The 14405-nt window shown below is 64.1% G+C and carries 14 protein-coding genes; 7 read left to right on the top strand and 7 right to left on the bottom strand.

The window, feature by feature from the left end; genetic code table 11:
* Positions 1–8 precede the first annotated feature (8 nt).
* Positions 9–182, bottom strand: a complete 174-nt coding sequence (locus FAZ95_RS39460; protein WP_175425738.1) for a hypothetical protein — start codon at positions 180–182, stop codon at positions 9–11.
* A 430-nt stretch (positions 183–612) separates the two neighbouring features.
* On the opposite strand from FAZ95_RS39460, the gene FAZ95_RS24185 reads away from it, so the two are divergent.
* Positions 613–795: a type II toxin-antitoxin system HicA family toxin gene (locus tag FAZ95_RS24185; RefSeq protein ID WP_137335056.1), complete on the top strand. Its 183-nt coding sequence runs from the start codon at positions 613–615 to the stop codon at positions 793–795.
* A 54-nt stretch (positions 796–849) separates the two neighbouring features.
* Positions 850–1269 carry a type II toxin-antitoxin system HicB family antitoxin gene (locus FAZ95_RS24180; RefSeq protein WP_137335055.1) on the top strand — a complete coding sequence of 140 codons (420 nt, stop codon included), beginning with the start codon at positions 850–852 and terminating at the stop codon, positions 1267–1269.
* Between the two features lie 82 nt (positions 1270–1351).
* Here the strand turns inward: FAZ95_RS24180 and FAZ95_RS24175 are convergent, their stop codons facing one another.
* Positions 1352–2857: an outer membrane protein assembly factor BamB family protein gene (locus FAZ95_RS24175; protein WP_137335054.1), complete on the bottom strand. Its 1506-nt coding sequence runs from the start codon at positions 2855–2857 to the stop codon at positions 1352–1354.
* A 251-nt stretch (positions 2858–3108) separates the two neighbouring features.
* Between FAZ95_RS24175 and FAZ95_RS24170 the strand changes: the two genes are divergently transcribed.
* Positions 3109–3381, top strand: a complete 273-nt coding sequence (locus tag FAZ95_RS24170; protein ID WP_137335053.1) for a hypothetical protein — start codon at positions 3109–3111, stop codon at positions 3379–3381.
* 97 nt (positions 3382–3478) lie between these two features.
* On the opposite strand, the gene FAZ95_RS24165 is transcribed toward FAZ95_RS24170, so the two are convergent.
* Both FAZ95_RS24165 and FAZ95_RS24160 read right to left on the bottom strand, forming a co-directional pair.
* The gene (locus FAZ95_RS24165) at positions 3479–3973 is read right to left on the bottom strand and encodes a cupin domain-containing protein (RefSeq protein WP_137335052.1); all 495 of its coding nucleotides are present in this window, start codon (positions 3971–3973) and stop codon (positions 3479–3481) included.
* 72 nt (positions 3974–4045) lie between these two features.
* A complete protein-coding gene (locus tag FAZ95_RS24160) occupies positions 4046–4369 on the bottom strand; it encodes a thioredoxin family protein (protein ID WP_137335051.1) in 324 nt (107 codons plus the stop codon).
* 466 nt (positions 4370–4835) lie between these two features.
* Between FAZ95_RS24160 and FAZ95_RS24155 the strand changes: the two genes are divergently transcribed.
* Complete coding sequence (locus FAZ95_RS24155) at positions 4836–5705, top strand: DMT family transporter (RefSeq protein ID WP_137335050.1); 870 nt, start codon at positions 4836–4838, stop codon at positions 5703–5705.
* 136 nt (positions 5706–5841) lie between these two features.
* Here FAZ95_RS24155 and FAZ95_RS39455 read toward each other — a convergent pair whose 3' ends face one another.
* Together FAZ95_RS39455 and FAZ95_RS24150 are read right to left on the bottom strand one after the other, a co-directional pair.
* Positions 5842–5982: a hypothetical protein gene (locus tag FAZ95_RS39455; RefSeq protein WP_175425737.1), complete on the bottom strand. Its 141-nt coding sequence runs from the start codon at positions 5980–5982 to the stop codon at positions 5842–5844.
* A 787-nt stretch (positions 5983–6769) separates the two neighbouring features.
* Positions 6770–8017 (bottom strand): MFS transporter, encoded by a 1248-nt coding sequence (locus tag FAZ95_RS24150; RefSeq protein WP_137335049.1) that lies wholly within the window; start codon positions 8015–8017, stop codon positions 6770–6772.
* Positions 8018–8138: 121 nt separating this feature from the next.
* On the opposite strand from FAZ95_RS24150, the gene FAZ95_RS24145 reads away from it, so the two are divergent.
* From FAZ95_RS24145 to FAZ95_RS40150, 3 genes are all read left to right on the top strand, one after another.
* Positions 8139–9833 carry a VRR-NUC domain-containing protein gene (locus FAZ95_RS24145; protein ID WP_137335048.1) on the top strand — a complete coding sequence of 565 codons (1695 nt, stop codon included), beginning with the start codon at positions 8139–8141 and terminating at the stop codon, positions 9831–9833.
* Positions 9830–12118 carry an ATP-dependent DNA helicase gene (locus FAZ95_RS24140; protein ID WP_137335047.1) on the top strand — a complete coding sequence of 763 codons (2289 nt, stop codon included), beginning with the start codon at positions 9830–9832 and terminating at the stop codon, positions 12116–12118. Before FAZ95_RS24145 ends, FAZ95_RS24140 begins: the two co-directional genes overlap by 4 nt.
* 523 nt (positions 12119–12641) lie before the next feature.
* Entirely contained in the window at positions 12642–12914 is a 273-nt protein-coding gene (locus tag FAZ95_RS40150) for a hypothetical protein (RefSeq protein ID WP_137335046.1), read from the top strand.
* 458 nt (positions 12915–13372) lie between these two features.
* On the opposite strand, the gene araH is transcribed toward FAZ95_RS40150, so the two are convergent.
* Positions 13373–14389 carry an L-arabinose ABC transporter permease AraH gene (gene araH / locus FAZ95_RS24130; RefSeq protein ID WP_437437778.1) on the bottom strand — a complete coding sequence of 339 codons (1017 nt, stop codon included), beginning with the start codon at positions 14387–14389 and terminating at the stop codon, positions 13373–13375.
* Positions 14390–14405 lie beyond the last annotated feature (16 nt).

Raw genomic sequence — 14405 nt, 5'->3', positions numbered from 1 at the left:
CCGTCCGCTCACTGCCGCGCCGGCAACGCACTCAGCTCGCGTTGTGCGCTCACCTGCTTGAGCCCCAGGCGCTGACGCGCGCGGGGCGCGGTGGACTTGGCGGACTCCGGCGTTTCGGCGCTGTCGCCGGAACGATCGAACGCGGCGGCATCCGGCGGACGCTGGGACACTCTATTCGTCATCGCTCTCCTCCTCGCCGGGCGGGTTCGTTCGATGGCGCGCCGGCACACGGCAATTCACGGGCAGCGCGCCATACGACCGGACATTCTGCCGATTCGGCAAGGCCGAGACGGTTCCGATGCGAACCGGAGGCGCAAGAGGCGCAAGCTCACGGGCGACACCAACATCGACGTGGTTTGCGGACCCGACGGAGGCTCCCGAAAAGACTCACCTTTGGATGTCAGGCTGCCGTCCTATGCCATCGGGACGACGTGCTCGATTAGGCCAGGCTCCTCTAGGCTCTCTCGTGAACGAGTGCCTTTTCAGGAATAGCGAGTACGCGATGCAACACAAGACAATGCCCGACCTCCGAGGAACACACAAAAATACACACACCCATTGCATACCTCGCAACAAGTGTGTAAAAATACACATGACACACGCGGATGCCCGATGAATTCATCGAAACTCATCCGCATGCTCGAGGACGACGGCTGGAAACGGGTGAGGGTGACCGGTAGCCATCATCACTTCAAACACGCCGGCAGACGCGGTTTGGTGACGGTTCCGCACCCCAAGAAAGATCTGCCTGTCGGCACCGTCAAGAGCATTTTGAAAGCAGCCGGTCTCAACTGATCGTCCGTATTCGCAATGCGCGATTTGAGACCAACAAGGAGCAGAGGTCTGGTCATGGATTTCCCGATCGCCATCCATCGAGACGAAGGAAGCGTCTACGGCGTCATCGTTCCCGATATCCCCGGTTGCCATTCGTGGGGCGATACGCTCGACGATGCAATCAGGAATGCAAAGGAAGCAATAGTCGGCCACGTTTCGACCTTGCTGGAACTCGGCGAAGACGTCGGGTTCACGTGCTCGACGGTCGAGGAATTGGCAGGAAAGCCCGAATTTGCGGGCGTAGTTTGGGCACTCGTCGACGTCGATTTATCGAAGCTCGATTCAAAGCCCGAGCGCATCAATATCAGCATCCCGCGGTTTGTTCTGCGCAGGATCGACGCCTACGTCGAAGGCCGTCACGAAACGCGTAGCGGATTTTTGGCAAGGGCGGCACTGGAAGCGTTGGCCCACGCCGCGAAGCCACAGGCCGCGTAGTTCGCCGTAGGCGTCGCGCGGAAATACGTGGAAAGCAGGTCTAAGGCCCGTCTATAGGCGAGCCATCGATGGCGGGATCGATCTACGGCCCCACGCTAAACGCGTAAACCCTCCCGTCCCCCGCCACATAAAGCCGTCGCCCCGCCGCCACCGCGGTCACGAAATGCCGCAGCCCCGGCATGCGTTCGTCCGCGCCACCGCCGCCGAACACCGGCTGACCGTTGTCCGCGCGAAAACCATGCAGGCGGTTGTCGCCCTCCGCGCCCGCCATCCACACGATGCGGTCGGCGCTGCCGTCGCTGGTCGTCGTGATCGGGCTGCCGGCGCCATCCACCTCCGCGCACCATGCGGTGCTCATGCCGCCGCGAGCCGCCGCGCCGACATTGAGCGCGACCAGGCCGTCCGTTCTCGCGCCGCCCGGGCACGCGGCGCCCTCGCCTTGGAACACGACGAACACGCCGTCCTGCGCGGGATAGGACGCCGGCCCGGTACGGATCGGCCGGCTCGCGACGTGGGCGACATCGAGCGCGCCGCCAATGCCGCCGAGGTTGTCGCGGTCGAGCAGATACGCCTTGCCGTCCTTGCCCAGCGCGACGATCAACCGTCGGCCGTGCAGCTCGACCGGCATGGGGTTCGCGCCGCCGAGGTCGAGATCGCGGTCGTCGAGTTCGAACCAGTCGCGCGGTGCGAACGCATCGCGCGGGTTTGCGGACCGGTGCAGATCGGGTGCGAGCCGGATGACGGCTTCGCCGTCGCCCCACGTCGAGGCGCCCTCGGTGTTGCCGGTCGAGACGAAGAGCGCACCATCGGCCGCGGCGATGCCGCCCGGCGCCCAGATGCCGCCCTTGCTCGCGCGCGTGCGCCAGGCGCCGAACACGCCGGGCTGGTCGAGCCGCAGGCCAACCACCCAGCCGTGATAGTCCCCGCAATCGCCCCAATGGCCGCCGTAGGGCACGAAGAGCCGGCCATCGGCGAGCATCAGCGCGCCGCGCTGGTTCTGCACGTCAGTGGCAAACGACGAGCCGTGCGCCTGGAGGCCCGCAGCGACGTCGACCGGCCAGCCCGGCAGCATCGATCCGTCCCGTAACGACAACCCGTACACGAGATGCGCGAGTCCATTCGGGCGGACGACCAGCGCGTCGAGATACAGCGCGCCGCTCGCCGGATCGATGACCGGCGTCCCCGTGATGCCGAGCGGATCGATGTTCCCGCACGGCAAGGCGGAACGCGGCGCCGGCGTGCCGAGCGCCGTGCGCCAGAGAGGGCGGCCGGTCACGGCGTCGAGCGCGTAGACGACGTTCGCCTCCGTCGCGACGATCAAGAGCCCGTTCGCGGAGCCGGGCGGGTGCCAGTAGAGGGGCTGGGCGTAGACATGGCCGTCGACCCTGCCGTCGAAACCCGCGTCGCGGTGCAGGCGCGCTGCGCTTTCCCACGTCAGGCCGGGCACGACGTATTGGCCGCTGCGGTCATCGGAGCGGTGATAGCCGAGAACGGCGTCGGCGCCCTGCGCGTATACGGTGCCGTACAGCGCGCACGTCAACCAGCCGGCCAGTGCAAGAAATCGGGAAATCGGTCTGCCGATGTGCATGGGCACCTCCGTCCAGAACGCTTATTTGCCCCCGTTTTTAGCGCCGCCGACGGACGTCCGGCGAACCTGAGAGCCCCGTCTGGCGGGGCTCACACGATTATTCGAATCTGCCTAAAAGTCATTTCCAGCTATCGATACAATAGTTTGATAGTGTGGGTATACACTGCCTCCCATCGACGTTGCGGACACCTCCTTGCCAGGTCAACAACGTCTTCCCGAAACTGAAATGTTAATGATCATTGGAGTCCCTCATGAAGACCAAACTGCTCGCCGCTCTGCTCGTCGCCGTTTCCGCCTCGATCGCTGCCCCCGCTTTCGCGAGCGGCTATGGTCCGGCACCGTTCTACAAGCCGCAAGACGGCGCACCGTCTTCGCAACGCGGCCAAAGCGCGCAAACCCTCGCAGCCGAACAACGTGACAACGGCGCCAACGTCGCCTACGGCGGTGTGAAGGATGCGTCGTCGCAATCGGGCGTCCGTACTCAAGCGACGGGCCCGAACTCGATCTACTTCGGCCAGCATTAATTGCCGCAACAAGCGCGGCCCCGCCGCGCTTGGCAACACCGTGGTGTACCGCCGGGCGTTCTCGATGAACGCCCGGCGTCGTTTTATCGACGCGCCGTCATGACCCCTTGCGCGCCGGCTTGCCGTCGTGCGGCCCAAGCGGACGCGCCGGCCAATCCACCCAGCGATCCTCGCGCGTCGCCTCATACGCTTCGTTCATCGGATAGCGGATGCGGTTTTCGTCCTTCGGCCTTTCGCCGATCACCATCAGCCGGGCCTCTTGATCCGTGTTGTTGAGGAAGGTGTGGCAAATGCCGGTGCCCGCCGGAAACGCGACCGAATCGCCGGGCGCGAGGCGATGCAGATGGCCGTCGATCCATACGTCCGGCGTGCCTTCGAGCACGAACGCGAACTCTTCCTCAGCGCTTTCCGCATGCGGGTACGACGTGCGTCGCCCAGGCAAGAGCCGCACGTGGTGAATGCCGATGCGCGTCAGCCCGAGCTTGGCCGCAAGCGGCGCGCCGATGCCCTGTAGCTCCGTATCGCCCGGATAGTGCTTGTTGTCTTCACCCTCGAGTTCGGTCCAGTGCCGGATGAAATCGGGTCGCTCCATTCGTCCTCCTGTGATTTGAGACTGCTCGTTAGTCATTGGATGCGCACGTGCGTCCGACGAAGGCACATAGCGCTATTCGAGCGCAGCGATGCCGTCGTCAATCGCGGCGACGTCCGCGGGACGCACCACGCGCGCCACTTCCGCGCCGTCGAGCAGGAAGATCAATGTGGGCCACAGCTTGACCTTGAACGAGCGCCCAAGCGGCCGTCCCGGGCCGTCTTCGATCTTCAGATGCCGTGCGTGAGTGAGTTTGGCGAGCGCCTGCCCGATGGCGGGCTGCGCACCTCGGCAGTAGCCGCACCAATCGGTGCCGAATTCGAGCACGGTGGCGCCGGCGAGCGCGTCGACTTCCGCACGCGTGGGTGCGGTCTTTGAATAGGCGGTGTCGTTTTGCATCTTGGCTCCGAGTGGGTCGCGGCACGCGTTCGATTATTGTGACGCAAAGACGCCGGCGCTTCAGAGGCTCGAAAAAGAGCGGGCGTTGCGCGCGGTTGCACGATGGGCCCGATGCGCGTAACCTCGCCAAAGGCTTTTTCGACATCGCCGAATTCGCTTCCCCTCACATGACACACCTTGCGCGCCTTAGCTCTGCCAGTGGCAACCCCCACGTGAACAACGTCGGTGGCGGCGCGCGTGCTTGCGGCCTCGCCGCTTCTCCTCCACCTGTCGCGTCCCCTCCGAGCCTCGTCGGCGCCGGCACTGCGCCGCCGCCCTGTTCGACGGCTCTCGGCTGAGCGTCTTCAGCCGCCCCGAAAGTCTCCTGCCACTCGAAGCAATGCAACTGCGCGATGCGCAGCCGCGCGAACGTGCGCGCATCCATCGAGTTCGCCGGAGTCCGCGTTTTCCTGACAGGTGACCTCTCATGGCTTCTTTACGAGCCGCATTTGCGGCCTATGGCGCGACCTCACTCTTCGTCTTGCTTTGGAGCAGCGGCGCGGTCTTCGCGGAGCTGGGCGTGCAGCACGCGCCCGCGTTCGCGTTCCTGGTGCTGCGCTTCGCGCTTGCATCGTCGGTGCTGGCGGTTTTCGGCGTATGGCGGCAGCGCTGGCTGCCCGCTCGCGGCACCCGGCTGCAAGTGGCCGGCACCGGCGCATTGATTACCGGCGGCTACGCGATCTGCTATCTGCTCTCGCTCGCGCGCGGCCTCACGCCCGGCGTGCTCGCCACGATCCTCGGCGTGCAGCCGATTCTCACGCTGCTGCTCGTGGAGCGCCGCTACTCGGCGACGCGCGTCGCCGGGCTCTGCATGGCATTGGGCGGGCTCGCGCTCGTCGTTTATCGCGGCGCCGACGATGTGCGGCTGCCGGCGAGCGGCGTGCTGTTCGCGCTGGCCGCGCTCGCGTGCATGACGCTCGGCGCGATCTTTCAGAAGGGCTTGAAACAGGCGCCGATCGACGTCCTGCCGTTGCAAAACGCGGTAAGCCTCGCGCTGTGCATGTTGATTGCGCCTTTCGAGCCGCTCGCATTCAAGCCGAGCGTGAGCGTGCTGGTGCCGCTGCTGTGGCTGGGCATCGTGATCTCGATCTTCGCACAACTGCTGTTCTATCGGCTCGTGCGAAGCGGCAATCTGGTCAACGTGACGAGCCTCTTTTATCTGGTGCCCGTTGTGACCGCGCTGATGGACTACGTGTTTTTCGGCAACCGGTTGCTGCCGTTGGGGATAGCCGGCATGTGCGCGATTCTGCTCGGACTCGCGCTCGCGCTGCGCACCGGGCCTGAGCGAGCACGCTGATCGGCATCGCTAGGCGATGGGCGATTCGGGGATGTTCGCGCGGCCTCCGTTTCGCGCGGACATCCTCCTCGAAACGCGTCCGATTCCTTCGACCCTACCGGCTTCGCAGAAACGGCTTTTCACGCGAGCGCCAGGGTTACGAAAACAGCGCCTTGAGGCTGCGCCAGAAAGCGGCGAGCCGGTGCGTTTCGCGGGGTTGCAGCGACAGCGTCGCGTCGTACTGGGCGCGCGAATCGTCGACGTGCGGCAGTTTCGACAGAAGAAGGCCGAAGTTCATGGTGTGGCTCCGTGCGTCTGGTTTGACGCGTTGCGCGAAAAGCCAGCAGACACGGAAGACCACGCGCGTCATGCGCGCAGCGGCAGAGGTCTACTCGCTTTTCACGGTGAATGACAAAACTTGTGTTGGGCGGCGTATGGGATAACTGTCACTGTCCGGCATTTCGGCTCCTTTACGGTGTGGGTATGCGCGTTTTCTAATGACGTAAAGAACGCGTCCGCTACGCGCGCATGCCAATCTACGCGCTCGCGTGAGAACACATCGCACGAGCGCGAACAAAGGCCGCGATTGGGCGATCGCGACGGGGTGCCAAACAGGCGCGCAAAAACGCCGCGCTATTTGGCGCGAATCAAGGGTGCACGGGAGTGGTGCTACGACGCGCACCGTCGGCCTGCTGGCAGAACGGTGGCTGTGAGACGAAAGCGCAGACGTCCTGCCGGTCAGGCAGCGAAACTATTTGAAGGTCGACAACTACAACTGTCCAAGGCAGAGGCCTCTTTTGTGAAGACACTTAAATTCTAGGCGCCGGAATAATCGCGAGTCAACACGATTCGATAAGCAGAGCCAATATATTTTCGAGGTTTCGTTCGATTCACCTCCTACCCCCGTCATATAAGGCTCAAGCCTTTCATAACCACGACGAAAAAACAGGATTGAAAGAGCCATGCGGCCTTCAAAATGCAAAACGGTTGCATTTACCACCACGCTTCTTTCAACGTTCTCCGCACGATCTCATTCGTCCGTCTTTATTTTTGTTTTATATAGACAACGATTAATTGAACAACTTTTAGACGGCGCGTCGGTTTCGCGTCGAAGCTTGCCCAGCCAACGCGAGCAACGCGATCACGCAAAAGCCCGCTCCCGCATAGAAGGTCGTTGCTGCACCGAACCGGTCCCACAACCCACCCGCGATGACGCTTGCAATCAGCGTCGCCAGTCCGCTCATCAGGTTAAAGAAACCGAACGCGGTCCCCTTCAATTCGGCGGGCGCGGCGTGCGCCACCATCGTCGCGAGCAGCCCTTGCGTCAGGCCCATATGCAGCCCCCATAGCGCGACGCCAAGCAACACGATCGGCCAGGTGTTGCCGTGCGCGAGCACGATGTCGGACCCGATCAGCACGACCAGGCCCATCGCCAGCAGCCGCGCATGGCTCATCGAATCAGCCAGTTTTCCGAACGGATAAGCCGACAGCGAATACACGACGTTCATCGCGACCATGACGAGCGGCACGAGCGCAATCGGCACGCCGCCTTGCATCGCGCGCAGCACGAGGAACGCCTCGCTGAAGCGCGCAAGCGTGATGACCGCTCCGGCGACGACGACCCACCAATACGTGCGGCTGAGTTTCCTCAAGCTATCGAACCGGACCGGATTGACGCGCTTCGCACCCGGCTGCCACGCGGGCTCCCTGATACCGAAGATCAATAGCGCAACGGCGACGAGCCCCGGGATGACGGCCACCCAAAAGACCCAACGGAAGCGGTCCGCCCACAACAGCATCAGCGCGACCGCGACAAGCGGGCCAATGAAAGCGCCGACCGTGTCGAGCGCCTGCCGCAAGCCGTAGGCGGCGCCGCGCAAGTGCGCGGGTGTGATGTCGGCGACGAGCGCGTCCCGCGGCGCCCCGCGGATGCCCTTGCCGATCCGGTCGACGACGCGCGCCGTCAAGACGATGCCCGCAGTCGGCGCAAGCGCGAACAGCGGCTTGCTCAGCGTGCCCATGCCGTAGCCGATCACCGCCAGCCATTTGCGGTTGCCGAGGTAGTCGCTCAACGCGCCGGAGAACATCTTGACGATCGGCGCAGCCGCCTCCGCGATGCCTTCGATCAGCCCGACCGTCATGGCGCTCGCACCGAGGCTCGTCACGAGGAACATCGGCAGGAGGCTGTGGATGGTTTCCGATGAGATGTCCATGAACAGGCTCACGAAACCGAGAACCCAGACGCCGCGCGGAATCTGGCTCAGCGTGTTGGGGCGCTGGATGGAGTCGGTCTGCACGTCGTGGGTCCTTGTCGGCGTCCGGATTCCAATCATAGAAACGCGCGGCGCGATTGGAAACTTCGGGAAATGTCGGCTCCCGAAAAAGCTCACCTGACGCCGCGCGCCGCCCGGTTTGCTATCATCCCTGTATAAATATACAGTCCCGTGGCTGCCCGTGCCGACCGATCCTCCTCCCTATTACCTGCTGAACTTCGAGCGCGCGCTGGCGTGGATCGCCGAGCGTTACGACGACCTGTTCAGCACCGGCGAGCGCGCGTTTTTCGAGGCGTTCGCGGCGTTGCCGCAAAGCTCCCGCGCGCTGCTCGTGCGGATGCTGATGCGCAAGGGCACGCTGTTTCGGGCGAGCCGTCTGTCGTACGAGGAGATCGGGTGTCCCCTGGCCGCGTCGCAGCCGTTGGTTGAGCTCGGCTGGCTCGATTCCGAACCGGCGCTCACGCTCGATGAAGTGTTCGCGCTGACGACGCGGCCCGAGCTGCTGCAGCTGTTTCCTTCCACCGCGCTCGGCAAGCACGCTCGCAAAGCGGATCTGCTCGACGCGCTGCGGGCCGCGCACATCGACGCGCGCAGCTACGCCGCCTGGGGCGCGCCGCCCGGCGACCCGGTGTTCCGCGTCACGATCGCGCCGCTTTGCGAGCGGTGGCGGCTCATGTTCTTCGGCAACCTCCATCAAGATTGGACGGAGTTCGTGCTCGCGGAGCTTGGCGTGTTCAAGTACGAAAGCGTGTCGTTCTCGCAGTCGTCGCGCGCGTTTCAGCGGCGTGAAGATATCGACGCCTATCTCGCGCTGCACGCTTACCGCGAAGGGCTCGATGGGCTCGATGCGCTCGACGACGACAAAGCGCTCGACGCGCTCGTCGCCGCCGTCCTCGCCGTCGATATCGACAACGCGTGGCTCGAAACACGTCGCGCGAAGCTGCTGTTCCGCATCGGCCAGCACGCCGAGCGCCGGCAAGCTTGGGACGCGGCCCAAGCTGTCTTCGGGCGTTGCACGTGGCCCGGTGCGCGTCACCGGCGCATGCGGGTGCTGGAGCGCTGCGGCCGCTTCGACGATGCGTTGGCGCTCGCGTTGCAATCGGCAGAGTCGCCGGAAAGCGAGGAGGAAAGCCAGCGCATCGCGCGGATGCTGCCGCGCTTGCAGCGCCAAACGGGGCAGCCGGCAAAACGCGCGGCTGCAACAGCGCAGCCGATCGCGCGCAGCACCCTCGAACTCGTTCGGCCTGCAGCGCCGATCCCGGTCGAGTACGCCGCGCGCGACGCGCTGAGCGCCGCCGACGCGCCCGTTCACTACGTCGAGAACGCGCTGATCAATTCGCTGTTCGGCCTGCTGTGCTGGGAGCCGGTGTTCGCGGCCATTCCGGGCGCGTTCTTTCACCCGTTCCAGCGCGGCCCCGCCGATCTGCACGCGCCCGACTTCCGCGCGCGCCGCGCCGAGAGTTTCAACCGGTGTTTGGCCCAACTCGATAACGGCAGCTATCGCGAAACGATCCTGCTCCATCTCGAGAGCAAAGCCGGCGTGCAATCGCCGTTCGTGTTCTGGGGCGTGCTGACGCCCGAGTTAATTGTGCAAGCGCTCGATTGCCTTCCGGCCGCGCATCTGAAGCTCTGGTTCGAGCGGCTGCTCGGCGACATTCGCAGCAACCGGTCGGGGCTGCCCGACCTGATCCGCTTTTGGCCCGCCGAGCGGCGCTATGAGCTGATCGAAGTGAAGGGTCCGGGCGACCGTCTGCAAGACAATCAGATCCGCTGGCTGCAGTATTGCGTGCAGCACGGCATGCCGGTGCGCGTGCTCGACGTGCGCTGGACGGACGACGCCGGCGCCGGCGCAGCAGAGGCCGAGGCGGCGGCATGACCTACGTCGTCGCCGTACGCGCCCTCTGCGAGTTCACGGCCAAACGCGGCGATCTCGACCTGCGCTTCACGCCGGCCCCCACCGCGCTCGAAGGCATCGCCGGTCACGCAACCGTCGCCGCGCGTCGAGCGAGCGGTTACGAGGCAGAGATCACGCTCGCCGGCACGTATCGCGATCTCACCGTGCGCGGCCGCGCCGACGGCTACGACGCCGCGCTCAACCGGCTCGAGGAAGTGAAAACCTATCGCGGCGATCTCGACGCGATGCCGGCCAATCATCGCGCCCTGCATTGGGCGCAGGCGCTCGTCTACGGACATCTGCTTTGTCAGGCGCGCGCGCTCTCGCAGCTCGACGTCGCGCTCGTGTACTTCGATATCGGCAGCCAGAAGGAAACGGTGCTGACGCAATCGCATGACGCGGCGTCGCTGGAATCGTTTTTCGTCGAACAATGCGAGCGCTTTCTCGATTGGGCCGCGCAGGAAGCGGCCCACCGCGACGCACGCAACGCCGCACTCGGTGCGCTCAAGTTTCCGCATGAGCGCTTTCGAAGCGGCCAGCGTGAACTGGCAGTCGCGGTCTATCGGGCCGCGCGCGACGGCCAGACCTTGATGGCGCAGGCGCCTACCGGCATCGGCAAGACGCTCGCGACGATCTTTCCGATGCTGAAAGCGTGCGGTGAGGATCGCGTCGAGCGAGTCTTCTTTCTGACCGCAAAGACCCCTGGCCGCGCGTTGGCGCTCGAAGCCATCGATACGCTGCACGCGAGCGCGAGCGCAAGCGCAGGCACCGGCACGCCGCTGCCCTTGCGCACGCTCGAGCTCGTCGCGCGCGACAAAGCCTGCGAGCATCCCGACAAGTCCTGTCATGGCGATTCGTGCCCGCTCGCGCGCGGCTTCTACGATCGTCTTCATGACGCGCGCAGCGCAGCGCTCGACGGCTCGCGGCGGCTCGATCGCGAAGCCGTGCGCGCCGCCGCCCTCGCACATGACGTCTGCCCGTACTACCTCGCGCAAGAACTCGCGCGCTGGAGCGACGTGGTCGTCGGCGACTACAACTACTTCTACGACAGCAGCGCACTGCTCTTCGCGCTCACGCGGTTGAATCAATGGCGCGTCGCGGTGCTGGTCGACGAGGCGCACAACCTGCTCGAACGCGCGCGCAAGATGTACACGGCGTCGCTCGAACAAAGCGACTTTCGCGCCGCGCGCAAGAGCGCGCCGGAAACGCTGAAGAAGCCGCTCGAACGACTGCACCGCGAATGGAATGCCTTGAATCGCGCTCAAACCGACGCGTACCAAGTGCATGCGGAAGTGCCCGCGCGGTTGTTGTCGGCGGCGCAGAATCTGATCGGCGCGGTCACGGATCAGCTCGTCGAAGCGCCGCTATCGATCGACGACGCATTGCTGCGCGTGTTCTTCGACGCCATGCACTTCGTCGCGCTTGCCGAACAGTTCGGCGAGCACTCGATCTTCGATGTCACGCGCGATGAAACCTCACGCGGCGCGCGCGCCCAATCCGCTTCGACGCTATGCGTGCGCAACGTGATTCCGGCGCCGTACCTCGCGCCTCGCTACGACGCCGCGCACACGACGGTGATGTTTTCCGGGACGCTGAATCCATTCCACTTCTACCGCGACACGCTCGGCTTGCCGGAAGCGACGAACTGGCTCGAGGTCGACGGGCCGTTTCGCGCGCAGCAATTGAAAGTGCACGTGGCCGCTCACGTCTCGACGCGCTGGCGCGACCGCGAACGCTCGCTCGCACCGATCGTCGAGCTGATCGCGCAACAGTACGCCGCGCAGCCCGGCAACTATCTCGGCTTTCTGAGCAGCTTCGACTATCTCGAGCGCGTCGCGGCGTTGTTGCGCGAGCGCCATCCCACGCTGCCGATCTGGACTCAGGCCCCCGGCATGGACGAAGCCGCGCGCGACGCCTTCCTCGCGCGCTTTCGCGACACGCGCTGCGGCATCGGCTTCGCTGTGCTGGGAGGCGCGTTTTCCGAAGGCGTCGATCTCGTCGGCGAGCAGTTGATCGGCGCGTTCATCGCCACGCTCGGCTTGCCGCAGCTGAACGCGGTCAATGAGCAGATGCGCCGCACGATGGAGGCGAAGTTCGGCAACGGCTACGATTACGTGTACCTGTACCCCGGTCTGCAAAAAGTCGTGCAGGCAGCGGGGCGCGTGATTCGCACCGAACACGATGCCGGCGTCGTGCATCTGATCGACGATCGCTACCGGCGTCGCGAAGTCCGGCGTCTCTTGCCGGGCTGGTGGCAGTTGCCCTGAGGGGGATGAGGTGCGTGAGCCTGACTGACCCGGCTCACCATGAGCTCTCATGCCTCGGACTCCCGAAAAACCTCACCTTAAGCTGGTCACGTGCTCAGCACGTGTAGGTAAAACCGCATTGCGCCGATACGGTGCACCTATAAACAATGCGGTTATCCGCACACATTCATCTTTGCAATTTCTGCCGCAGAGCGATTGCAATGGACGACAAAATTTCAAAAATCGAAAGCCGTTTATCGGCGTTCGTCAATTAGTGTCAATCGGGTTATAGGTTGACGCAACAATCGCCTATAAAACTAGGCACACCCCCACTCCACACGATCTTGCATAACGGCCGCGACAATTCCAATCAGTAAATACAGCGGTGCGTCGCTTTCGCAACATGTGCTGAAAGTCACACAAGCCAAGTCCAGATTTTGATAGCCTTAATCGGGCTGATGTTCCAGACCGGTTGCCGAGCGATTACGGCGAGAAACCGTTTTCACATCAGAGCAAGAGCATCTGCGTACAGGAGGGCTTCATCATGCTGCGCTGGGTTGCAAATTGGGCATCAAATCACGCGCCAACTCCCGAGAAGCAAGCGGAACGAGCGTTGAACGAACTGCGCATGGAGCTGTTTCAGGCCGAGCAGCGCGTCCTCGACGCACAAATGCACGCGGACTACTACCGCGCCCGCTTGACCTTCCTCGAAGAAGTCACGAAGAAAGGCATCGAGCAGGTGTCCGATCAGCGCAAGGGAACGCAAGAGACTTCCCAAGCGTTGCGGCCCGGCGTGAAGCTCGCGGCGGCGCAGTAGTCGACGCAGTTGCTCACGCATTTGCCCTATCAGGCAGGCCAGTGAGATCGTTGCGCCGTTGCGCGATTTCACGGCTGCACGATGCTGTCGGCGCACGCCGAACGCAGCACGGTTATCACATGCTGACCGTGCTGCGTTCGGCGTGCGCGTCAGCACATCCATCCCATTGCTGAGAACTGCATAACGATCCTGCGCAGCGCCGGGTGCGCGTTCGCGCCAAGCCATCGCGTTGCCGGATCGCAAAGCCGCCAAAGCCACCTCTCTCAGCACGCCCCCGAAAACGCTCACCTTTCGCTCCTTGTAGCGACGCATATCGATTTGCCGCGCATTTTTTTATGCCTGAAAACAAGGGGTATTTCGATTTCCGCTGTCAATCGGGAGCGCTGCAAAACGCTGCTCCCGAATAACCTCACCTTTCGCGCAGTTCCCGCAGCGGAGGGCCCGCATCGCTCGCGCGACTACACGCGCGCCGCGCTGCGCCGCCGCGTGCGGCGGTAGTGATCGAACAGAACGGCGAGCAGCAGGATGCCGCCGCGAATCAGGTACTGATAGAAGGTCGGCACGTTCATGAGGCTCATCGCGTCCTGCACCGAGCCCATGATCAGCACGCCCACCAGCACGCCCGAGATGGTCGCCACGCCGCCCGTCAGCGACACGCCGCCGAGCACGCACGCCGAAATCACGCCGAGTTCGAGGCCGACCGACGTCTTCGGATCGCCCAAGCTCATCCGCGACGCGAGCATCACGCCGGCAAAGCCGGTCACGAGCCCCTGGAGCACGAACACGGCGATCTTGATGCGCGTCACAGGCAGCCCCGCGAGCCGTGCCGCGTCGCTATTGCCGCCCACCGCGAGCACGTTCTTGCCGAACACGGTCTTCCTGAGCAGGAAGCCGAACACGACGAAGCCGACGATGTTGCTCCAGATCGGATACGAAATGCCGAGGAACGAGCCGCCGCCGAGATCGAAGAAGCGCTCTTCGGTAATCATCACCGCGTCGCCGTTCGAAGCGATAAACGCGAGGCCGCGCACGACTTCCATCATCGCGAGCGTCACGATCAAGGAGTTGATGCGATAGCGGCCGACGAGCACGCCGTTGACGAGTCCGACCGCGCCGCCCGCGAGGATGCCGCCCGCGACGCCGAGCCAGACGCTGTGCGTGGCCGTGATCAGCATCGATGCCACGACGCCCGACAGCGCCACGATCGATGCCACCGACAGATCGACCTCGCCGAGCGCGAGCACGAACATCATCGTCACGGCGATCGAGCCGATCAGCGTGACCGAGAGCAGCAGGCCCTGCAAATTGCGGCTCGTCAGGAAGTCGGGGACGGTGAACGACAGGATCGCGAACAGGATCACGAACACCATGACGATGCCCGACTTGTTCATGACCCGCCACGCCTTCGCCGCCTGGGAGACGGAGCCGGGCTGCCCGGACTGCGCGGATTTCGGAAGGGATTGAGGTTGTTGCATGGTTTCTCTCATTCGT

It is taken from the genome of Trinickia violacea (genome assembly GCF_005280735.1).
Classification (GTDB): Bacteria; Pseudomonadota; Gammaproteobacteria; order Burkholderiales; family Burkholderiaceae; genus Trinickia_A; species Trinickia_A violacea.
The sequence above is the reverse complement of the archived record's forward strand: the minus strand, read 5'-3'. Positions and strand labels throughout refer to the sequence as shown.